Origin of the sequence: Pseudomonas protegens, assembly GCF_003732485.1 — a bacterium.
Taxonomy (GTDB): Bacteria; Pseudomonadota; Gammaproteobacteria; order Pseudomonadales; family Pseudomonadaceae; genus Aquipseudomonas; species Aquipseudomonas protegens_B.
In genome coordinates this window covers 166,601-188,338 of record NZ_MOAK01000082.1, presented here as the reverse complement: position 1 = coordinate 188,338, position 21,738 = coordinate 166,601, and the positions used below count along the sequence as shown (strand labels likewise).

18 protein-coding genes and 3 pseudogenes are annotated in these 21,738 nt (G+C 51.1%); 8 read left to right on the top strand and 13 right to left on the bottom strand.

The window, feature by feature from the left end:
• Positions 1–47: 47 nt before the first annotated feature.
• Entirely contained in the window at positions 48–1,070 is a 1,023-nt protein-coding gene (locus tag BLX41_RS26560; RefSeq protein ID WP_123727290.1) for a zinc-dependent alcohol dehydrogenase family protein, read from the bottom strand.
• A gap of 269 nt (positions 1,071–1,339) precedes the next feature.
• On the opposite strand from BLX41_RS26560, the gene BLX41_RS26555 reads away from it, so the two are divergent.
• Complete coding sequence (locus BLX41_RS26555) at positions 1,340–2,254, top strand: LysR family transcriptional regulator (protein ID WP_060839124.1); 915 nt, start codon at positions 1,340–1,342, stop codon at positions 2,252–2,254.
• Positions 2,255–2,663: 409 nt separating this feature from the next.
• On the opposite strand, the gene BLX41_RS37475 is transcribed toward BLX41_RS26555, so the two are convergent.
• From BLX41_RS37475 to speB, 6 genes are all read right to left on the bottom strand, one after another.
• Positions 2,664–2,897 carry a GNAT family N-acetyltransferase gene (locus BLX41_RS37475; RefSeq protein WP_185073796.1) on the bottom strand — a complete coding sequence of 78 codons (234 nt, stop codon included), beginning with the start codon at positions 2,895–2,897 and terminating at the stop codon, positions 2,664–2,666.
• Between the two features lie 288 nt (positions 2,898–3,185).
• Complete coding sequence (locus tag BLX41_RS33425) at positions 3,186–3,698, bottom strand: hypothetical protein (protein ID WP_148059778.1); 513 nt, start codon at positions 3,696–3,698, stop codon at positions 3,186–3,188.
• Positions 3,699–4,109: 411 nt separating this feature from the next.
• Positions 4,110–5,045 carry an alpha/beta hydrolase family protein gene (locus BLX41_RS26540; protein ID WP_123727287.1) on the bottom strand — a complete coding sequence of 312 codons (936 nt, stop codon included), beginning with the start codon at positions 5,043–5,045 and terminating at the stop codon, positions 4,110–4,112.
• Between the two features lie 111 nt (positions 5,046–5,156).
• Positions 5,157–5,573, bottom strand: a complete 417-nt coding sequence (locus BLX41_RS37470; protein ID WP_123727286.1) for a DUF2000 domain-containing protein — start codon at positions 5,571–5,573, stop codon at positions 5,157–5,159.
• A 138-nt stretch (positions 5,574–5,711) separates the two neighbouring features.
• Positions 5,712–7,553, bottom strand: a complete 1,842-nt coding sequence (locus BLX41_RS26530) for a right-handed parallel beta-helix repeat-containing protein (RefSeq protein ID WP_123727285.1) — start codon at positions 7,551–7,553, stop codon at positions 5,712–5,714.
• Between the two features lie 409 nt (positions 7,554–7,962).
• Positions 7,963–8,913 (bottom strand): agmatinase, encoded by a 951-nt coding sequence (speB, locus tag BLX41_RS26525; RefSeq protein ID WP_123727284.1) that lies wholly within the window; start codon positions 8,911–8,913, stop codon positions 7,963–7,965.
• A gap of 113 nt (positions 8,914–9,026) precedes the next feature.
• Here speB and BLX41_RS26520 point away from each other — a divergent pair, with 113 nt between their 5' ends.
• The 3 genes from BLX41_RS26520 to BLX41_RS26510 all read left to right on the top strand — a co-directional run bounded on the left by BLX41_RS26520 (position 9,027) and on the right by BLX41_RS26510 (position 12,268).
• Positions 9,027–9,932 carry a LysR family transcriptional regulator gene (locus tag BLX41_RS26520; protein ID WP_123727283.1) on the top strand — a complete coding sequence of 302 codons (906 nt, stop codon included), beginning with the start codon at positions 9,027–9,029 and terminating at the stop codon, positions 9,930–9,932.
• A gap of 472 nt (positions 9,933–10,404) precedes the next feature.
• Positions 10,405–10,920: a GNAT family N-acetyltransferase gene (locus tag BLX41_RS26515; protein ID WP_123727282.1), complete on the top strand. Its 516-nt coding sequence runs from the start codon at positions 10,405–10,407 to the stop codon at positions 10,918–10,920.
• Between the two features lie 706 nt (positions 10,921–11,626).
• On the top strand, positions 11,627–12,268 hold the full coding sequence (locus tag BLX41_RS26510; RefSeq protein WP_123727281.1) for a TetR/AcrR family transcriptional regulator C-terminal domain-containing protein: 642 nt from the start codon (positions 11,627–11,629) through the stop codon (positions 12,266–12,268).
• Between the two features lie 180 nt (positions 12,269–12,448).
• Here the strand turns inward: BLX41_RS26510 and BLX41_RS26505 are convergent, their stop codons facing one another.
• From BLX41_RS26505 to BLX41_RS26485, 5 genes and pseudogenes are all read right to left on the bottom strand, one after another.
• Positions 12,449–13,282, bottom strand: a complete 834-nt coding sequence (locus BLX41_RS26505) for an alpha/beta hydrolase family protein (RefSeq protein WP_123727359.1) — start codon at positions 13,280–13,282, stop codon at positions 12,449–12,451.
• Between the two features lie 518 nt (positions 13,283–13,800).
• Positions 13,801–14,079, bottom strand: a pseudogene (locus tag BLX41_RS26500) (IS3 family transposase); the annotation flags it as partial.
• Positions 14,067–14,210, bottom strand: a pseudogene (locus BLX41_RS36350) (GNAT family N-acetyltransferase); the annotation flags it as partial. The pseudogenes BLX41_RS36350 and BLX41_RS26500, both read right to left, overlap by 13 nt.
• A gap of 247 nt (positions 14,211–14,457) precedes the next feature.
• A pseudogene (locus BLX41_RS26490) lies at positions 14,458–14,989 on the bottom strand (IS66 family transposase); the annotation flags it as partial.
• Between the two features lie 187 nt (positions 14,990–15,176).
• The gene (locus BLX41_RS26485) at positions 15,177–15,635 is read right to left on the bottom strand and encodes a GNAT family N-acetyltransferase (RefSeq protein WP_123727280.1); all 459 of its coding nucleotides are present in this window, start codon (positions 15,633–15,635) and stop codon (positions 15,177–15,179) included.
• 405 nt (positions 15,636–16,040) lie between these two features.
• Here BLX41_RS26485 and BLX41_RS36345 point away from each other — a divergent pair, with 405 nt between their 5' ends.
• On the top strand, positions 16,041–16,214 hold the full coding sequence (locus tag BLX41_RS36345) for a conjugal transfer nickase/helicase domain-containing protein (RefSeq protein WP_311197595.1): 174 nt from the start codon (positions 16,041–16,043) through the stop codon (positions 16,212–16,214).
• A 63-nt stretch (positions 16,215–16,277) separates the two neighbouring features.
• On the opposite strand, the gene BLX41_RS37465 is transcribed toward BLX41_RS36345, so the two are convergent.
• Positions 16,278–16,562, bottom strand: coding sequence for an arginase family protein (locus tag BLX41_RS37465; RefSeq protein ID WP_123727279.1), 285 nt, complete (start codon positions 16,560–16,562; stop codon positions 16,278–16,280).
• A gap of 1,141 nt (positions 16,563–17,703) precedes the next feature.
• On the opposite strand from BLX41_RS37465, the gene BLX41_RS26470 reads away from it, so the two are divergent.
• Genes BLX41_RS26470 through BLX41_RS26460 form a run of 3 tightly spaced genes read left to right on the top strand, consistent with a single transcriptional unit; the run spans position 17,704 to position 21,687 of the window.
• Positions 17,704–18,999: a sialidase family protein gene (locus tag BLX41_RS26470; protein WP_123727278.1), complete on the top strand. Its 1,296-nt coding sequence runs from the start codon at positions 17,704–17,706 to the stop codon at positions 18,997–18,999.
• Positions 18,999–19,601, top strand: a complete 603-nt coding sequence (locus tag BLX41_RS26465) for a hypothetical protein (RefSeq protein WP_123727277.1) — start codon at positions 18,999–19,001, stop codon at positions 19,599–19,601. Before BLX41_RS26470 ends, BLX41_RS26465 begins: the two co-directional genes overlap by 1 nt.
• A gap of 43 nt (positions 19,602–19,644) precedes the next feature.
• Positions 19,645–21,687 (top strand): LTA synthase family protein, encoded by a 2,043-nt coding sequence (locus BLX41_RS26460; RefSeq protein WP_123727276.1) that lies wholly within the window; start codon positions 19,645–19,647, stop codon positions 21,685–21,687.
• Positions 21,688–21,738 lie beyond the last annotated feature (51 nt).

The window sequence follows — 21,738 nt, the reverse complement described above, 5'->3', positions numbered from 1 at the left end:
CAGGGGGCCAGATACAAAAACGCCAGGCTTGGCCTGGCGTTGGGGAATCAGGCCGGTTCGACCTGCAGCGCAACCCGTTCGCGACATGGACATTCATCCATGTAACGGTGCGCCTCGACAAACTCGCTGAAGGGGAAGACTCGGGTCTTCAAGGGCACCAGCACTCGATCCGCAGTCAGTTGGTTGATGTCGCGCAGCGCACGCTGCAACGCCGCCTGATCCTGAATGATCCCCAACTCCGGCTTGCCGGTGAAGTTGCCGATGCAGTGAACAAAGAACTGGATGTTCTTCTGGAACGCCGCGCAGGCCGGGAACGGAGTCTGGTTGCCGCCTTGCAGGCCGTACAGCACCAGGCTGCCGCGAGGCGCCAGGACATCACCGAGCATCGACATCTGTGGACCGCCCAGGCCGTCGAACACCACATCGACTCCGCGATTGTCGGTGAGCTTGTTGATCTGCATCAGCAGGTCCTGCTCTTCGGTGACAATCACCTTCTCGGCACCGAGGGACAGCAGATACTCACGCTCTTCAGCGGTCTTGGTAGCGGCAATCACCCGCACACCCAGGGCCTTGCCCAACTGCACAAAGGACGGGCCGGCACAGTGGCTGGCATCAGTGACCAAGGCGAATTGCCCGGGCTTGACCCGTGCCAGGTCGGCGTAGGCGAAATAGGCAATCAGCAGCGGCGTGTAATGCACAGCGGCTTCGATAGGGCTCAGCACATCCGGATAACGGGTCAGGGCCGAGCGCGGCAGGACGATCTGCTCGCCATACACCGGGTAATCATTGGGGCTTTGCGCGGGAAAGCTGGCGACCTTGTCACCGACCGCGAGGTCGTCGACGCCCTCGCCTACCGCCGTGACCACGCCGGCCATTTCATGCCCGAGGCCGGACGGCAGACGCGCATGGGACGACGCCAGGTTCTGGCGCCAGAGCACGTCGTACCAACTGATACCGATGGCTTCGACTCGTACCTGCACTTCGCCTGGCGCAGGCAACGAGGCCGCATGTTCTTCGCATTTGAGCACCTCGGCCGGTCCAAACTTGTGAAAACGAATCGTGCGGGACATCGCAAACCTCGTCAAATTAACCTCTAATGCCACGAACTTTATCCGGGCTTTGAAAGCAAGACTATCAGTGCCTATTAATAGTCGACATGCCTGTCATTGATTCCGTGCCCTTGAAAATCGGGGTGGGCAGCGTGCCGGGCCGCAACCTGACTACAAACAAACCACATTTAGCCGATGCAGAGTACCAGCCTTTACCCGTAAGATTCACGCCGGCCATTGTTCCGATATGGCCGCTCCCGTCAAGTTCGCTGACTCTGCCAGGACTCCAGATGAATCGTAATGACCTGCGTCGTGTCGACCTGAATCTGTTGATCGTGTTCGAAACACTGATGCACGAACGCAGTGTGACTCGCGCCGCCGAGAAGCTGTTTCTCGGCCAGCCGGCCATCAGTGCCGCCCTGTCGCGGCTGCGCAATCTGTTCGACGACCCGCTCTTCGTCCGCACCGGCCGCAGCATGGAACCGTCGGCCCGGGCAGTGGAAATCTTCGCCCTGCTCTCACCGGCCCTGGACTCGATCTCCACCGCCGTCAGCCGCGCCGCCGAGTTCGACCCCGCCACCAGCACCACGGTGTTCCGCATTGGCCTGTCCGACGACGTGGAGTTTGCCCTGCTGCCGATGTTGCTCAAGCGCCTGCGCGCCGAAGCCCCGGGCATCGTGCTGGTGGTGCGTCGGGCCAACTACCTGCTGATGCCGTCGCTGCTGGCCTCCGGTGAAATCTCCATCGGCGTCAGCTACACCGCCGACCTGCCGGCCAACGCCAAGCGCAAGGTACTGCGCCGCAGCCTGCCCAAACTGCTGCGTGCCGACACCGTGCCCGGAGCCCTCAGCCTGGACGACTTCTGCGCCCGCCCCCACGCCCTGGTGTCGTTCGCCGGGGACCTGAGCGGTTTTATCGATGAGGAATTGGAGAAACTCGGACGCAAACGCCACGTAGTGCTCGCCGTACCGCAGTTCAACGGCCTGAGCACCCTGCTGGCCGGCACCGACATTCTCGCCACCGTGCCCGACTACACCGCCGAGGCCCTCACCGCCGCCGGTGGCGTACGTGCCGAAGACCCGCCGCTGCCGGTGCGCAGCTTCGAACTGCACATGGCCTGGCGTGGTTCACAGGATAACGACCCGGGGGAACGCTGGTTGCGTTCAAGAATTCAGATGTTCTTTGGGGATCCGGATAGCCTTTAAGCAAATTCCAGAGAAATCCAAAAAAAACCTTAAATCATCGAGTTAAAGCCAATATCAATCCATTTCCGTCCGTCTTGTTCCACTGGATTCCGCTACTATTGGGGGATTGGGGGGCAAATTACTAAAAGCGATGCCCCCCAATCGATGAATGGGCCTTTCTCACAATCCGCCATTCTGATCTACGCATGTGGATTGCCAGATACTACTCCGATGACAAGCCGAGCTTCCTTTTTGGGTCAGCCAACGCCCACTCCCACTGCATTAGCCTCGGCGCCTACCTCGCCCAGAGCGCTGAGTTACAGGCCCAGCAACGTGAGCTCGAGAAACTTCGGCAAGAGCTCATCACCCTTTCCAGTGACTTAGAGGCTTTACTGAGTGAGCGTCAGGCCCAGTCAAACCGGCTAGATGGTTATGATGTACCGTCGGAGCTTTTCATCTGCCTAATCTCATCAAGGGCAAGCGCAACTGTTTTAGTGCCACATCCTTTAAGCTGGTGATTGACATCAATCATAAGCTGGTCAATGAACATTTCGTCGGGCCTTCCATTTCCAAAATTTGGATAGTACTGAGTGAACCCAATGGGCTTATCCGCGAAATAGACAGCTCTACTTACATAGTGCTCAAAGAATTTGGAAGCGGCCAAGGATTCTGAATTGAGGGCGATATAATTTCCCTGAGCCTCAGTTATTTCAAGGCCAATGATATCTATCCAATTCTTTTTTGTTACATTCCTAAAACCAGCCTCATAAAAACTCCTTCAAAGCGTGGACAAGATCGTGAGAATTGACGGCCAGACTTGCCTTGAAAAAAACGTTCGCACCTTCGCACAACCCATGAACGCAGCAGCGCTATTTATCAAATTCACCGTCTACAACAACGGCATTGCTAATAAATTGAGCAGTCGCTTGGGGGCCCTCAGACAGCAATGATGTCAGAACTGAATATTAGCCATATCCTTATACCTGCCAGGCAATGTAGCATTAAAGTCTATTACTTTCTCAAGAATCTCTGCAGCTGAGCTACCTGCATTTCTTCCCGCCCAAAGTATGTCCAGACGATTTTTTACAGCATAGTCACTAACTTCGGCAAAGTAGCGCTTCGACTCATCTGTAACCAGCTCTCCCGAGATAGAATAGGTGATGATCGGAGCAAAGGTTATATCAATAAGCCCTGACGTCATCCCAACCCCTTCATCAATATTATAACCAAGCAGTTCCTCAGCAACCACATTGTTTCCCCGCGCCCTATCAAGGAGATATTCTCTGTAACTTACTTTCGAGCCTTCTACGCCCTGACTTAAATCAACATTAGTTGAACGCACTGGAGTCGATGAAATTACCTTTCTAACGGCCCCCATAAAACTATTATCTCCCTCTGCCCCCTCGGGAGACTTCAGTTTTGAATGTGATAGCACACCTTGGAATCCATTTGTTTCTATTTTCATATCCCGCACCCCTACATTAAAACTGTTAATAGTAAAATCATTTACCGCCCACGTTACCAAAAAGGTTACTGGCTAGATATTTGCTCTACAGGAACGACTTCTGTTGTTTAGGTACGGTACAGCCCACAGACTTACCCAGGCGCTAATTCATAGAACTACCATCAGCGCGTGCTAACGTAAAACACTCTGATGTTGCTTTACCGATGACTGGGCCTGTTACGATACTTAATATGACGACCGCACCAAATATCTACATAGCCCTTAAAATTCAATAAATGGATTTTTATAGAGCCAACGGAGATACCAAACCACCTCGAAGACAATTTTTACTATTGAAAATATCCACAACGTAAAGTTGAGTCATTCACATTGTGCTTCCCCGATGATCAATAATAGAAATTAACGGAGAGACTACTCATGCTGATTTTTCAACCACTCTGCAATGTCAGTTACTACGTCATCCATTCGACTACTCCTATCAGGCCCGCTGAGCCTGTGATCCAGGTCTGAATAGAAACGAAAATCGATATTCTCCTTACCCGATTGGAGAATTTTTTCGATCATCTGCCGAGCTTTGGCTGGTGATACCGATTGGTCTGCGCCGCTTTGGACAATCAGCATAGGAATGGTGGTGCGCTTAAGAACCGCTAGTTGGTCAAGCTCCAACATTTGCCTCCACCACGCATAACCATGATTGCTAGATACCACCTCAGATGATGGCGCGGTCTTTATATGCTCGGCGAACTCATGCATGCTTTGAGCTGATGCGGCCTTTTCTGCTGCAGGTGCATTAGAAATTTTAATACTGTGCAGCACATCGTCGATAAACCACTGCCCGCCACCGTTTATAGCAATGGCAACGTCTATGTACTTGCTGTCGCTAGCAAGCAAACCGACCACCACCGCACCTTCACTACCACCTAGCGCAACTACTCGTTGGTAAGCGTTTTGCTGGCGCAGGTGCGCAATAACCGAGCGGTAATCATGCAGCCGCTGCTCCGGGTTGTCCTTGAGTAGATAGATGCTAGGACAATCACGGCGATCGGCATCGACGTTATACTGTAACGTGGCATCAATGCCGTACTTTTCAACCATCAGCAAGTCAGCAACCGGGAGGGCATTGCTCAAACCCTTGGAAATGGAGGGTATGTTCCTCACACTATTGCAATCCGAGCCTTGAATAACCACCAGCAGTTGGCGCGCCGTCTTACTCGGGTCGCGTTGCTGTAGGTAGTAGTCAATGACTGAGCCATCTGCACGGGCCACCTGGTACGCAGTGACCGGCTGTAGCGCCCACGTTGACGGCGCCATCGAGAGTGCGAGAGCACCAAGAAGCAATCTGTGCATAAGGTAGTCTCATTAAACTGCCGAACTATGGGTTACCCAGAAGCCTAACACCGTTAGTCTGCGTTTGGGAATACTCATGCTCGGCCAGTTTGACCTTTCACAGAAGGAGAATCATCGCAGGAGCTTAAGCGATCCGGTTAGCGACTTTACCCATTTCGAAGGACCAGCTAGCCCTAGCCCATCAATCGACTCTGAAGTCAGATCACAATTTGGAAAGGCTGTCTCATAGTCGGCAAATACATGTAGCGAGCGTGCAAAAGTTGGAAACGGGACGACTGCTCGCCCTTCAGCCTCTGACATTGCTTTGAGCATGAGAAATCGAATTGTTACCTCGTCGGCTTGGAGGACCGGCACCGGCCTATCAGCACTAATATCGATCGTGAGGCCCTGGCGATCGGTGAGCTGCCTCGCAGCGAGGATTGGGAATTTTGCGCCAATTCCGATCGAGAGCGCACCGACCGTATTGGCAAGCACACCCAACGGAAGGTTAGGGTTCACAATTACAGCAAGACGAAGGTCCTGGTTCATTGATTGTTCCAAATTTTAAACGTTTGATTGCCTAATATGATGCGTGAGTGCGCTAGGAGCTTGGCGCTACTCAGGGGGCCGTACCGTCTAGCAAGACGAATCCATTGCCTCGGTCACTTCGATCATTTCCGAATGCCACTACCCTGCGGGAACCGCACTCCAATTCACAATCAAGGATTGGGTAACGGCGGAACCATTGGCCACGCGGACGGATACGGTAAACCCATCTTTGGTCGCCTTGCTGTATTGGGCACTGAGCGGTTGCCCGGTGTCTTCGGCTGTCACTATCACTATCGGCGTGATCGGAAAGGAGCCTGGCGGGAATGTGACGTGCACTGAAGCAAAATTGGACGAAACAAAGTCCAATTTGACGGAACCCGCAATGGACTCCGCTTGCCAGCTATTGCGCACCACCAGGGTGCCTGCGTCGGCTTCTCCCGGAACGCGGACGTCAATCATGTTGTTCTCCAGACGGCATCCGCTGTTTCCCTTCGAGTCAACCGGCACCGTGGCACGAGCAATGCTGTTTCCGGCGATGTGGAGGTCCTTACACCCGCGCCAGCGTATGCCGACTCCTTTGACTGCATCCCTGACGGTGTTGTTGCGTATCGCCCCATCGTTGACGCCTTCGAATCGGATAAGCGAGTCTGTCGTTACGTCGATACAATCGTTAGTTACATGATTGTTGTCCACAACTGCACCTACGACCCGTGCCACAGAAATACCTATTCCGGACGTTGTAAACCCGAAGCCGGCCACGCGATTTCCCTGAATTGAAATTCCATGACTTTTCCTGGCATCACTGTTCATCACGGAAATACCGTTCACTCCGGAATTAAGCACACGATTCCCAACGATAGTCACGTTATCGTCCGCGGCGGTGTTGCCTGAAAAGGAGATTGCAATTCCTTGATTGCAAGCCTCGATTCGATTGCCAATGATGTCCACATGACTACTTCCCGAACCGTGCGTATTCACACCGGTATCGGCCGCGCCCTGTACGATGTTGTAGGCGAATGTCGAATAGCCGGCGTTATTCTGGAAAGCGTTCTGATTGATGTTGATGAACCGGTTATGCAGCACCATGATCTCGCTGCTCCCCTCATCTACGAGGATGCCATGGCCGTACCAACCGCCTCTCTTAGCATTCTGTCCGTCGCGCACTTCGTTGCCGCTCACGGTAACGAGCGTTGACCGGGAAAGATGAAATGCCGCCTTGGAATTGGCATTGCGAACGGTATTTCTGTAGAACTCGCACCCCATAGCCAGGTCGATGTGGAAGCCGCCGCCATTGAGGATAGGAAGATCCTTCCGCTGCAGAACAATCTCGGCACCGGACATGGACGCACCGATGAGGGGCGTAATATTGACCACCTCAGCGGCAGCGCTGGTCGTGTATCCGCGGTGCAGGCGAACATTCAGCGTTAGCTCGTTCGCGGACACCGTTTTGATGTAGGCGATTTCCTGATTGCGGCCATTGAGTTTATGGATGTAATCGCCGTCGCGAACAAGAACCCAGGTCCGCGGCCGGAAGAGTGAGCCATCCACGACCTTAATCGTTTGTGTGCCACGGTTTACGCTTTCTACCAGGCGGGATGAGAATCCCTCATCGCCGGTCGCCGAGACGGCGCGGGAGTCCTCTGCCGTGCCGAGCTTCATAAACCTCGCCCCGTTACATTCCAGATGAACGAAGGAACATAGTTTCAGCGTGCTGATGGCGTACTCACCCGGAGTAACGGAAATCGTGCCGCACCCAACATCTTGCATTGCCTGATTGAATAGATCCGTGCAGTCCACATCCGGTTGATTAGGGCGTATGCCCCACTCCGCTGCATCAATTCGTGCGTGGTTTTTGTCCCGTTGGGTCAAGTTGGCGGCATGCGGGTAGCGGCCCCTCACCCCTATCAAGGCGTCGCCGCCATCTTCATCAAAGCTCGCAAGCTTGGCGGCGTAAGCATTCAAATTTTCGGCGTTGGTCATTATTGTCTTCCAGTTTTTATCTCAGCGACTTGAAATACCGATGCTGCGAGCGGCTGGAGTTGATTCACAGGTAGCAGCCGTAGGCGCGATCAAGCAGCCGAGCATGCGTCGACCTCGATTCGCTGTATTGAACAAAATTGCCATAGGCCAAACCGGTGCATTTGAGGTCACATCAACGCTGGTCTTGGACACGCGTGATAGAATTTTGCCTTTTTCCAATTCGCTTGAAGTCCAGGTAATTTTATTCTTACCCCTTGCCCTACAAACGCAGTCATCGCCTGGTACCTCATCAGCACATGCTGAACGACCTAGCAATCCTTTGGCTGCATTCGTCAATTGAGCAGATCCAACCACTGGCGTAACACAAGGCTGCAAGCGTGGCCAATCAGCAACTCTCAGCGCCTTGTCGTTACAGTGAGGTTTTTCGATTCCATGCATAGAGGCAGATCATTTCCATGGCCAAGGTAGCCCCGGCCAAAGCCGTAATCTCTGCGTGATCGTACGGAGGTGAAACCTCTACCAAATCCATCCCTATGAGGTTAATACCTTTTAGCGCTCTAAGAATTTCGAGCGCTTGATGAGTCGCCAGCCCACCAGAGACTGGGGTACCGGTCCCTGGCGCGAACGCCGGATCAAGACAGTCAATGTCGAAGGTCATGTAAACCGGATGGTCGCCAACACGTTCGCGGATCTGAATGGCTACGGCTTCTGCGGACAATCCATGCACCTGACGGGCATCAATAATTTTGAACCCCATCGGATCATCGTTAGTGGTCCGGAGTCCGACCTGGATGGATCTTTGTGGATTAACCAATCCCTCCTTGGCTGCATGAAAGAACATCGTGCCATGCTCAATGCGTTTGAAATCCGGATCAGGCCAAGTGTCGCTATGAGCATCAAAATGTATCAGCGAAAGGGGGCCATGAACTCTTGCGTGCGCCTTAAGCAATGGGTAGCTGATGAAGTGATCGCCACCCAGTGTTAGCAAACCGCACCCCTGCTTGAGTATCTCATCGGCGTGCCGCTCAATCGATGCTGGTACAGATTCCGGCACTCCCAAATCGAACTCGCAGTCACCATAGTCAACCACTGCTAGCTCATCAAACGGATCGAACTCCCAAGGCCAATGTCTCGCCCAAGCGATTCCAGTAGAGGCGATCCGCACCCCCCTGGGTCCGAATCGTGCGCCTGGACGATGAGTAGTCGCGGTATCGAAAGGCACACCAGTTATCACTAAATCGACGTCAGAAAGGTCACGGCTGTAGCGTCGGCGCATGAAGCTCGTCACTCCAGCAAAGGAGGATTCCGCCTGGGTTCCATAGAGACTTGCTCTCGTAAACGCTAGGTCATTGCGACTCATTTTTGCTTTTCCTGCAAGATCAAGAGTGAAGGACCGCTTGATTCTCTGGCGCTTCCATAATTCGTAAAATATGAACTAATCTATGCCAACATTAACAAAAGGCGATGTGTGCAATGCTCACTCAGCTCAGGGATATGGATCTGCAGTTGTTGCGGCTTTTCGTCACTATTGTCGAATGCGGCGGCTTTAGCGCCGCGCAAGGTAAGTTGGGGATCGCGCAGTCGACCATCAGCACCAAAATGGCTAAGCTTGAGGTTCGACTTGGGGTCCGTCTTTGCGAGAGGGGCAAAGGGGGATTTCGACTTACACCAAAAGGCGCCCAAATACTGCAGTCTGCTCGACGCCTGTTCGAAGCGCTGGATGAATTCACCCGTGACACTCAAGACGTCTCCCACATCATTTTGGGAGAGCTCCAGATCGGTATTTCTGAACTGCTTGCTTCGACAATTACAGAGTCAATTGGGCTTACGCTTGGTGCTTTTCGAAACCGAGCAAAGGATGTGACAATTGAGATTATATCCGCCCCGCCGGCAGAGTTAGAACGCCTACTTGTGAACAATACCATTCAACTTGCCATCAGCTACTTTTCCGGAAACCAAGAGGCTCTCAACTACGAACCGCTTTTCACAGAGCGGCAAACATTATTTTGTGGTGAAGCCCACCCCTTTTTCCATAAGGCACCCCAAAACATAGAAGAGCTGAATACATCCAGCAAAGTCACCCAGCTTTATAAAACCGCCTCTCTTAGCTCAAGAATACAATCTCACAGGCACACTGCAGTATCCGATCAAGTCGACGCAGACCTAATATTCGTACTTTCAGGTGCACATATCAGTTTTCTTCCGACGCACATCGCAAAACCTTGGGTCACTGCCGGAAAACTGCGAGCGCTTTTCGAAGACTCGTTGAGCTATGACGTGATTTTTCAACTCGCCACTTCAAAAAGTCGCGAGCCCAGTGAGGCGCTTGCTGTCTTCAAGCAACAACTGATCCAGCAGTTTGATGCTGCGGAAAACTAACGCAGCCCTCAAACGCAACATCCGGAACTCTTAAGCGCCCCTCTCGAAGCCAACCGCTTCTTCAAATCCCTGCACCCACCCCACCTTCAATTGTTGACAGGCTAACATTGTTAGCCTTAGTCTCCCCTGCCGTATACTGACTACACCGAACTTAAAAGATACGAAGGTATCCGTACCACTGTTCGCCCAGTCGAATCATGGCTGCGCGCGTACAAGGCAATATGAGAGTGCGCAGCGCAGCGAGTCTGCAAATATCCAATTCTTGCGTTCCAAGAGTTCACGTGTAGAACTGGTTCTCTGTCAAGCTGTTGTCAGTGGGTAAGGCCTCCATCACCAAAAAAGCGTGCCTACACTGTAGACAGCAGCACATTCGGGGCTTGTCTTAGATTATACAGTCTGTTACCACCTATAAATACCAATACGTTTACGCCGCAGCTCCCAAAAACATCCCCTACCAAGGTTCGTTAAACATATGAAACTTGTGAGTCTACCTACGACACTACCTACCCTTAACTCGAAAAATTTAATACTTCGCTCGCTGTACGAACATGACATTGATTGCATTTTTTCTATTTATGGAGACCTCGAGGTAATGCGTTACGCATCAGATGATGTGTTTCCGACAAGCGATATAGTGCTGAAAATGTTAGATAGCATCAGAGCTCTTTTGAGGTCTGGCACATCGCTTGAGTGGGGAATTCAAAGAAAAAACAATACCGGGATTATTGGAGTTTGCGGTGTTTACAAGTTGAACCATCACGCTCAAACAGTTCAAGTGGGATGTCTTTTGGCGAAGTCCGAATGGGGAAAGACTGTAATGCAAGAGGCGCTGAGCTGCGTGATCGATTACTGTTACACGTCTTTAGGAATACACCAATTTGAAGCAAGTATTGACGAACCCAATATTAGGTCCATCCGACTTTTTGAGAGATTGGGCTTTGTTAGAGAAGAGGAGAACTCCTATATCTTGAATCTGGGGCCAGTATAACAAAACCAAGAAGGCGCTCGACATGCCTAGTCATTCATCATGCATCACGCTAACGTCATAAGAAAACTAAACATCGATGCCGCATTCTTTATCGCCAGCAGAGCAGCCTACTGTTGAACGTTTCTCAAACAACGGAAGTAGCTGCAGCATTAGAACAATATCATTAGTTTTCAATTGGGAAAAATACGCAGCACGCTCGCTCAAGATAGTTGTATCGAGCCAGCTTAACCCTGAGCAGTTTTTAAGAGCGGTTGAACTTAACATTAATCTAGTCGCCACACTGCAAGGCACTATTTCAGGGTAAGCGTAACTGAACTGTGGTTTAGCTCGATCCAATTCCGTGCGAGCTTTCGTGAATGTTTGTGAGTATTTGTAAGGAACAGTGATATCCGTGCCTGGTGAATCGACCCCACTGGGGGACCGAGACCCTGATGGAGTTAGGCCAGCAAGGATCTTGACAGGCCGGGTTACCCCTCCTACAAAAAGCGCGCGGCGCATCTCTCAGAGAGGGGTTAGGCTATTTTTGAGGCAGGCAAGACTTTTCAGAAAGCAGACAACCCCATCCTCAACGTGGCCGCCCAAAGCTGCTCATCAAGATGCAGAGCGACGGCTTTTGCATAGGATGAGTCGCGCACCGGTCAATGGACCCGTGTCTAGCACAAGGCAAGGCTGCTAGACTGCCCTATTTGCTCAAGATCAACTTGCCATGCGTATTGTAAAAGAACACGTTGTAGATACCGCGCTTTCGTTACTCGATTCGACGGGGATAGAAGGCCTCACCCTACGCAAGCTGGCGACTGCGCTGGGGATTCAGGTCCCTTCGCTTTACTGGCATTACAAGAACAAGGAAAGCCTCTTTGAGGACGTTGCAGATGCGCTTCTGCGTAAGGTCGCCCTTCAGGTCCACGATGCCCTATGGAACGTAAAGTTGCTAAGTATTGCTAAGGAAATACGCCAGGCCTTGCTCTCGAGGCGAGATGCAGCACGCTTTCTGTCAGTAACCTGCCCCGTGTCGGACAACGTACTTCGCGTCAGCTCGTCGATGATCGAATGTCTCACGGGTGCTGGGCTGGATGATCGCACCGCCCAACGAGGGGCGTTCACCATCATGCATTACGTGCTCGGTTTTACCGTTGAGGAGCAGGCCTTGAGTGGTAGGAGCAGCGATCAGTTAAAAATGGCAGAACTCAAGGATCTATTCGAGAACTATCCGATGGGTCGTTCATTATTCATGGATATTGCTGAGGGAAGCCCTGACGAGCGCTTTGAGTTTGGTGTTGAATTGATCCTTGAGGGCTTGCAACGCCATGTGGAACAGGTAAAAGGAATGACGTCTAATCGTCCATGAGTATGAGCAGAAGATGCAAATCTTTGGTTTGCCTCTTCTGCGCTATAATCTCAATTCACGCGCTCCTGAGGCACCAATATACTTAACACGACAGTTATAGAACCATCAATAAATGGTACGAAAGGTACTGTTGCATGGCCTGCTCGCCCAACGCATGCTTATACAATCAGTTTTCGGTTTTCATGACAGCCGACTAAAGTAATCAAGTAACTCGCACTGTAATGTTCGATCCTTAAAGAAGCCGAAATGCCCTACCGCCCCTTCATGAGCTCGTTTATATCTAACATCAAGACTTGCAACCTCGTAAGCCTCATGCATTATCTGCGCAGCACGCAAAGGTACATATGTATCATCTTCAAAGACAAAACTGATGATCGGAATCTCCAAAGAGCCATACATGTCTTTTCCAAGCAGGCCAAATTTATCCGAAAGCAAATATTTTTCATCGCACACCCAACGCGACCACTCGAGCAGAATAGAACTTGGGATATTGGAACTCCCCAACCCGAACATTCGAGCGGGGAAACTGCAAGACAGCCTTGAAATTAACGGAATAAGAACCTTGAATAACAAAAACATCTTTACTCTATCTTTACCTGACCACCGATTCCAATGTGGGAATGAGCCACCGACAAAAGCAGCGGCCTTCAGGCTTACAGCCTCCTCCGAAAGCCCAAGCAGTTGAGCGCCAATGCTGTGTCCTACAAAATAAACTGGAAGTGACGGACGGAATTTTTGACAGTATTGGATAGCCGATCCGATATCTTTCGCTCCCCAATCAGAAAGTTTATACCTTTCGCGTTTTTTGCCCCGCCTTTCAATTCCACGATAACTATAGACCATGACGTCATACCCCGCGCCAGCGGCCACAGTAGCAAATTTACTATAAAAATTACGCCCCACCCCTAGTGCGCCAGAGACGACAATTACTCCTATAGGAGAAGTGTCTGCCTCGAAGTATTCCCCACTTAGCATTACTCCATCAGGGCAAAAAAACTCGATCTTCGTAGTCACCATTCTCTACCTCTCTTGAGAGCTCTCGGGTGAGCTTAGCTAGACTGCAGAACACCAAAAAACTGCTAATTAGTGCGCTCAGCTACTTAGTAAACCGAAACTTGAGGATCTCGCCACCCTCCTCATTGCATAAGCGCAAATCTGCTGGAGTCAGCTGTCAGGTCCATCCCATTCTGACGAGGTGCTGACTAAAAAAGTAGTCTTCTCAAGTCACACTAGCAGTGTTAGTCTCAGGGTTTTTTCCAACTCTCCATTGCCACCAAACAGTCAAACGGCATGACGGCTTCCACCACACACATGCACGACCGTGGGAGAGTCGGGACCAGATATTCAAGTAAGGTAGGTAGTAAGCAACGCCATCGAATGACGCTGAAACACGCTAAGCGAGTTTCACCGAGCTATCGGGGTACACGTTTATGGCAATGCAGCCAGTTTCAATTCACCAGAAACTGTCAAGCGTCAGTTCATGTTAACGATCAGCGTGGACCAGTTGCGGTGTTTGAATCGCCCCGGATTCTCTAGACACCTTGCAAACTCATTGCGTAACGCTTTTCAAACTCTACCGGTGACAGCTGATTATTGAAACCATGGCGGCGTTTCGCGTTGTAGAACATCTCGATGTAATCAAACACATCACTACGAGCATCCTGCCGCGAGGTGTAGATTTTCCGCCTGATCCGTTCCCGTTTCAGAAACTGGAAAAAGCTCTCGGCCATGGCATTGTCATGACAGTTGCCTCGGCGACTCATGCTGGCAATCAAATTGTTTGCCTTCAAAAAGCTGCGCCAATCGGACGCTCTCCAGCCAGGGTAGATGAGGCTCTTTGTTTCCACGGGTCGCAGTCATAGTCAGCAGCAGTCTTGTAACTGACGCCAAAGGCTGTTGGCGTATCCAGAAGCGCGGCAAGCCTGACGCGCTTGAGTAACATCCAGTCGTTCTCGCTTGTTGCTCGAATGCGCCCATTTCTGAGCTCCTGGGTGAGCCTCAGAGGCAGTAATGAAAAACCCCGCTTCTAAGGCGGGGTTCGGCATATCGTGCGCAGTCCCATCACCTAGGTGAAGGTGGTAATAATTGAATTTGCGCAATGAAAACGGTAACCGTTCATGGCATGAATCTGCCGCATAAAGCCTAGAAAATCAACTGATACGTCCCTGTGTTGACACACCTTTTGACCACTATTCGGGTCGCCAGTGATCGGGTAAAAATCGACTAATCTCACTCACCCGCTGCGTCGTTAGGCGCGTCAGCGCGTCCTTCCTCTACGCATACGCAGCATGACCATTTAGCCGCGCAAACTGGATCAAGCTCATGATCGCTGCCGCCCGTTTACCGATGCGTAACGATCCAGCGAAAAGCGGTTCTTGCACCAAAAAGCCCATGGCGTGATTGGGTTTTCAGCCCAATTGTTGTCTATGGGTCGGCGCCGTCATCAAGGTAGCGCGACAGCGCTGCCCAGCGTTTCAGGCTGTAATCGAGTGCTTTGCTGATCGCAGAACCTTCGGGTGCGAGGTCGCGGTGGGCGACCATCCAGGCATGCAACCTATTCATCACAGGTGCGGCTTTTTCTTGCCGTATTCGGCGCCGTAAATCAGACTCCAGATCGCGGACTTCGCTCTCGATTTCGTACAGCAACTGGATATAGCGCAAGGCCCGCTCAGCAAACATGCTTTTATTCGTAGCGTGCAGCTCGAAGAATTTGCGCCGAGCACGGGGCACTCTCTTCAAGCAAACAACTCGTCCAGTCTTGGTCAGACTTGCAACTGTTGAAGCGACAACAGTTGCTTTATCTTTGTGCTCCACCGTGGAGCAAGGCCATGCTCACTCATTATGGCCGGACTGGATTGCTACTCTCTCCCTGAGCCTCATTGAAACTATTTGTGGCTCTGTCCGATTGCTAATCAACACGGAACTCAAGAATTTCGTCACCGGCATCATCCCATTCTCCTGTCGACGTCCAGCCAAAGTTTCGATAAAAGCCGTACGAGCGGACATTCGGATCGCTGGAGCAGGCCAAGAACAAGCGCTTGAAGCCCGCATGACGGAACTCTTGGATCATCTTTTCTAGCAATGATTTGCCGATTCCTCTTCCCTCATATGCAGGAAGAAGAGCGAGAACAGTGATCTCACCGGTATCCCGATCACCAAAGCAGTAACCAATCATCTCGTCGTCAATGCAGGCAATGATACCGGGCGCACTCTCGTCGAGAATGCCCGCGCTCCATGATCCGATGGTTACTCCTACATCGCGTAAGTCCTCTTCTGAAAATGCATTCTCCCTTGTTAATCCCCGAATTTCGATGCAGCGCGAAGCATCATCAGGCACAGCTCGGCGGAAGGTTAGTTTGTTGGCCATAAGTCGATTTCCTTTAAAACCGCTTTTTAAAAAAATCCAGCTATATATGGAAAGCCCGTGATTCAAAGCAATCTGAAATCTTGGAAGCTGCCTAGCTGGTCTTAACCGGGAACTGTTCGTGCCTCGATAACCCACTGGAATCGGCTGCCGGTCGGCTCACATTCTGTCGGGTAATGAAGGGAATTTATAGTCTGTTCAAAGACAAGCTAACAGTGTTAGTCTATAGCCGCGAGAGGGTGTCCGAAGCCACAAGCTGCTCATCAACGATAGCAAGGCCAAGGTTTACAAGGTCGGCGGAATGTACTACTTAGTGCCCCCCCCGGAATCTTCCAGCGCTACGCAGCCGAATGCCCCCACCCTACTACCAGCAATGTTGCGTTCGATGCCTGGCGATAACATCAGCGCCTGTTTGAGCGGCTCGATATCCATCTCAAACGACCCAACGGCCAGAACATCCGGACCTGCAAGGTGAAGGGGCCCCACAGAACAAGCTCCCTAAATGGCTATCTTTTACGCGAAGCTAAGATAATTTCGTCTCATCTTCCTGCGGACAACCCCTTCCTTACGTTGAGCTCGTAAGACCATGAGGCGTCGCTAGCTTGACTCGAACGTCATCAGGTCGCTTACCTCATCGCTGTCCACCTAAAAGTTGATGAAGTGATCACCATCCAGTGTTAGCAAACCGCCCCCCCCCTGCTTGAGTATCTCATCGGCGTGCCGCCCAATCGATGCTGGTACAGATTCCGGCACTCCCAAATCGAACTCGCAGTCGCCATAGTCAACCACTGCTAACTCATCAAACGGATCGAACTTAGGGCCAATGTCTCGATTCCGATAAAGGCGATTCGCCCCCCTCGGTACGAGTCGTGCGCCTGGACGATGCGTTGTAGCGGTATAGCAAGGCAGCCGAATTATTACTAACTCCACGCCGAAAAGATCGCGACTGTAGCGTCAACACATGAAGCTCTTCAGTCTGGCAAAAGAGGACTCTACCTAGTTCCCGTCAGGCTTGCTCTGCTAAACGCTAGATCATTCGACTCATTTTTGGTGCTCCTGCAGTATCGAGAATTGAGGCACGCTTCATTATCTAGCGCTTCCACAAGCGTAAAATACAAACCAATCTATACCAACATTAACAAAAGGCGATGTGTGCAATGATCAAGACGTATCGCACATCATTTTAGGAGAGCTCCAGATGGGTATTTCCAGTCCCTGCATCCACTCCTAGCCTCAAGCGATGTGTAATGTACTTGGATATTGTCAATGTTGATGAGCCTCGACATATTTTTATGCGTGAACAATTGTGAGCTTTTGTAATCTTTCCGGCCTATCCAGCCCGGCCCTTCCTTGAGCTGATCAATCAGATGCCCCGCTCAGGTGCCGACTAAAGCGCCTCAGCATCGATGGCCCCGTAGCACTCCTTTGCATGACGTAAGGCTCTTGACAGACTAACAGTGTTAGTTTTAATCTTCTCGCCTATCGCATTCTGACTACATCCAACTGAAAGGTAAGGGAGTATGAGACATCACTATTCGCCCAGCCAAAACTTCAGGCAAAATGAACCGGCCGAAATTCGTGCCAGCACCACTAAGAACCATTTACCCAGCAGTAGATGACGCAAATGGGAATTACGAATGTATCAACTGCGGCGGCCTGTAGGTGTAGATAATTTTTTATCAAGCACCATGAGAACCGAGCTAACCGTATAAGCATATTCACCGTAAAAGCATAGAAATATACAAACCATTTCCGCGACAAGCATTGTCAAGATGGGGCCACCCCTAAAAACCAGCTCGGCACCCATCTTAATTATTTCGAGTTGCACGGCAGGCAACGAATTGTTTCCTACGGTTTGGGACTAGCGTCTCGAGTATCTGAGTGCCTTAAATTTAGTCCACACCCTTCAACAGTCCGAACGTTATTTTTCGGCTACTGACCGCCTAACTATTGTCGAGTGACGCCTGTAGAAATCGGTTAGGCACCACGACATAGCAACAAAAGTCTGGTGCATTAGCATTCAATTCAATCTCATGAAGCGCCATGCGCTTGTTTAACTATGGTTAATCCAATGCGTGCTCAACACTGTAGATTTTTACTTACTTTCACAACTTTCATCGCACTAGCTACGGTCTTTGCTTTTGCTTGGCGGATTAATCCTGACCGTACGGGTTCTGGTTTTGCCGTCTCCACGGCGCCCGACACTCAGGTCGATAGTACTCAGCTCCCTTATTACAGCAGCCGCTTCGCCTCTTCGGATCTAAGAAATTTTGTGCATGCCTCCTCGGTGACTACACTGCCGGGTGGTGGTCTTATTGCTGTCTGGTTTGCTGGCTCTCGCGAGGGCGCTGCAGATGTGCAGATTCGGGCCGCTCGCTACGACGCGGATGAAGCCGAGTGGGGAAAAGAGCAGATTCTGGCTACTCGCCAATCAACCCAAAAGGCTACGAAAAAGTATATCCGCAAACTGGGAAACCCGGTCATCGCACTTGCCCCAGATAACAGGCTTTGGTTGTTTTACGTCTCTGTTTCTTTCGGTGGTTGGGCAGGCAGCGCAATCAATGCCATGTGCTCAGATGATTTTGGCGAAAGTTGGTCGACACCGAAACGACTCGTCACAACTCCTTTCTTAAACATCAGCACCCTCGTTCGTACAGCACCGGTGTTTCATCGTGACGGAACCTTAGGTTTACCGGTATACCACGAATTCTTGGGCAAATTTGCCGAATATCTGTTCATCAGCCCGGACGGAGAAGTGCTTGATAAAAGCCGAATCAGCAACGGCAAACACTCCCTGCAACCGACGGTGGTGCCTCTCGATGAACGCAATGCGGTTGCGATGTTGCGGGATGCGAGTAGTAACCGAAGGGTGCTCACCAGTCGCACAGCGGACGCCGGCCAGACCTGGAGCGAACCCGCTCCTATCGATCTCGCCAACCCCAACTCTTCGCTCGCCGCGGTAGCCTCTTTTAACCATGGCCTACTGGTAGCCCTGAATGATCTTGAGAAAGGACGCTTCCGACTACGCCTAATGAGCACTAATGACCGTTTCGACTTTTGGAGACCCGTGATTGATCTTGATAAATCCCCCGATCCCGAGGGCAATCCATTCAACCCAGAAGTGTATAGAGAGATCATTGGAGATGAGTTCCGCCTTTCCAGCGGCCCACGAAGACAACCGCTGGTAGATGAATTCCTGGCAAGCCTGGATCAGCGTGTTTGTAAGGGTGACGGCTGTAACTTCGAGTATGAATACCCGTATTTTATCAAAAGCGCAGACGGCCTTTACCACCTGACCTACTCATGGAATAACACCTTCATCAAACATGTCAGCTTCAATGAGGCGTGGCTTAAGGAACAAATCTGATGACCGAACTTTGGCACGCGCATCTCGCTTTTTTACTCCTCGCGTACGTCGCGATCCCGGGAACCGGCCTTAGTCTCGGAGCACAACTAGTTCGACTAATCGGTCTAGTGGGGATCAGTTTGATCCAGATTGAAGGCCTCTCACTAGCAGCTTACATTGGCAGCTTCACCGGAAGCTTATCTGTCACCTCACTGGTAGTGCTCACCTTCGCCGTCCTCTTAAAAGGGGGGGTACCCATAAAACCGAATAGTACTGCTCGCTTGCAAGTATTGATCGTACTGGCAGGACTTGCGCTTTTCCTTTATCCCGCCACCATGGGGTTGTCCCAAGCGGACCCTTACCGACTGGGATTTCAGCCTCGACTGCTGATCCTGATAATCGGATTGATTACCTTGGTATTCCTGGCTTTGCAGAATTTTTGGGGTGCTGGTCTACTCGGCATTGTGACACTGGCATATTGCTTAGACGTTAAGCCTTCTCACAATTACTGGGATTATCTAGTTGATCCCTTCATCGCTTTGTATTGCGTAGGAACACTGGCCTGGTACTTCGCCAAAAAATTTTGGAGCCGTGCAACCGCACGGCAAAAAATACAATCTTGATTCAGCTTTAACGGATTGGTATCTCACTAGACGGAAATTTAACATGACCGATTGGCTTCACTCGCGGCGATTGCACTACTGGTCTGGTGCGATCATGATTTTGTTCCTATGCTTTTGCGCATTACGTGGATTATTTTTTATTGGCTTCTCAGGATTTGAAGTTCGTGCGCTAAGCACCGTCGAAGCAATACCGGATACGCTATGGGTTGGGCTGAGGTTTGATCTTCGCTTAGCAATATTTCTGATGATACCTGTTGCTGTACTGGCATGGTTTCCTCGCTGGAATCTTGTTCGCTCACCTGTTGTGCGTGTGCTAGCGCGCTTGTACCTTGCGCTGGCTATCAGTGCTACCTTGTTAGTCTATATTATTGACTTTGGTCACTATGCCTATCTCGGCGTTCGTATTAACGCGACTGTTTTGCGCTTTCTCGACGACGCCCAAATCTCGAGCGGCATGGTGTGGCAGTCCTATCCGGTGGTATGGATCACACTCGGATGGTTGGCCACGACAGCGGTGATCTGCTGGTTGCTCCTGCGCCTCGAACGGGTGACTCTGGACCGTTTTGCAAAACCCCTTAGCAGCCTTTCAGTAGCGTGGGGTAGCGCGTTTATGATCGTGCTTGTGCTCCTTGGCATACTCGGTCGTGTCGAGAACATCAATCTTGAAAACCCTGTGCCGCTTCGCTGGAGTGACGCCTTTTTTTCGGGCGACACTCAAGTGTCGGCGCTAGGCTTGAACCCGGTAATTTTCCTTTACGACACCTTGAGGGTTCCTCATACCCCCTATGACCAGACGCAAGTAAAGGCTCACTACGAAGTTGTCAGCCGGTATCTAGGGGTCTCCCAACCGGATGCTGCAAACCTTGACTTCAGCCGAGTTCAGGGGCCACAACCTTATGCAATTGCTGGCAGTCAACGCCCCAATATTGTTTTCGTAATGCTTGAATCTTTGGGAACAAGTGCAGTCGGGGCCTACGGTAACCCACTGCAACCAACGCCAAATATTGACCGGTTAGCCAACCAAAGCTGGTTTTTCAAGAATTTCTACGTGCCGGTGACAGGAACAGCAAAAACCGTCTGGGCAAGTATTTCAGGGGTACCTGACGTCTCTCGTCAAGAGACAGCCACGCGTAATCCTCTAATCACTCGACAGAACAGCTTGGTCAATGCGCTAGATGGGTATGACAAGTATTACATGATCAATGGCAATTCGGGCTGGGCCAACATGAATGCCCTGATTCACCAGAGCATCGACAACGTTCGGATTTTCGAAGAGAGCTATTGGAAGTCCCCCTTGGTCGATGTCTGGGGTATTTCGGACCTCGATCTGTTCAAGGAAAGCAACAAAATTTTTCAACAGCAAGCTCCAGGAAGGCCCTTCTTTGCCTTCATACAGACATCCGGTAACCACCGGCCCTTTACCATTCCAAAGGAAAATGATGGGTTCAAGACGCTTTACCTTCCCCTCAAGACCGTCCAGAACGCAGGCTCGCGTACGTTGGCCCAATACAATGCAGTACGCCTGCTGGACTTCAACATTGGGCGCTTGATGGAGATCGCGCAGGAGGGCGGATGGTACGACAATACTATTTTCGTCATGTTTGGCGACCATAACACGCGAATCAGTCAGATTCCTCATATGCCCCCTGCATTCGAAAAGCTCGGTTTGGAAAGTAACAATGTGCCCTTGCTGATCCATGCCCCTAAGCTCCTGAAACCACGCGTTGTTGCTGAGGCGGTAGGATTGGTTGACTTAATGCCCACCGTATTGGGCATGGCAGGCATGGAGTTTCGCAATAGCGCAATGGGCCGGGATATCCAACAGCCAGCGGTTGAAGGTGAGCGCGTAGTGCCGCTTGTACTTAGAGAGGGAACCTTCCCGCTGATTGGCGGTGTAACCAAAGACTTTCTGCTGCAGATGGAGCATGACGGCAACCAGCCAACATTGCATGACCTAGCTTCACCCACTCCTTTGGAAAATGTTGCAGAACAACACCCCGAGGAGTTTCAGCGCTTGCGTGAGTTAACCCGTGGGCTACATGAGACCTCAAGATTTATGCTTTATCAGAACGTCAGAAAAGACTGAATCAGAACTCCAGTTCCTGAGTCTGGCGCATAGCGTGTGTTCAGATAAGTG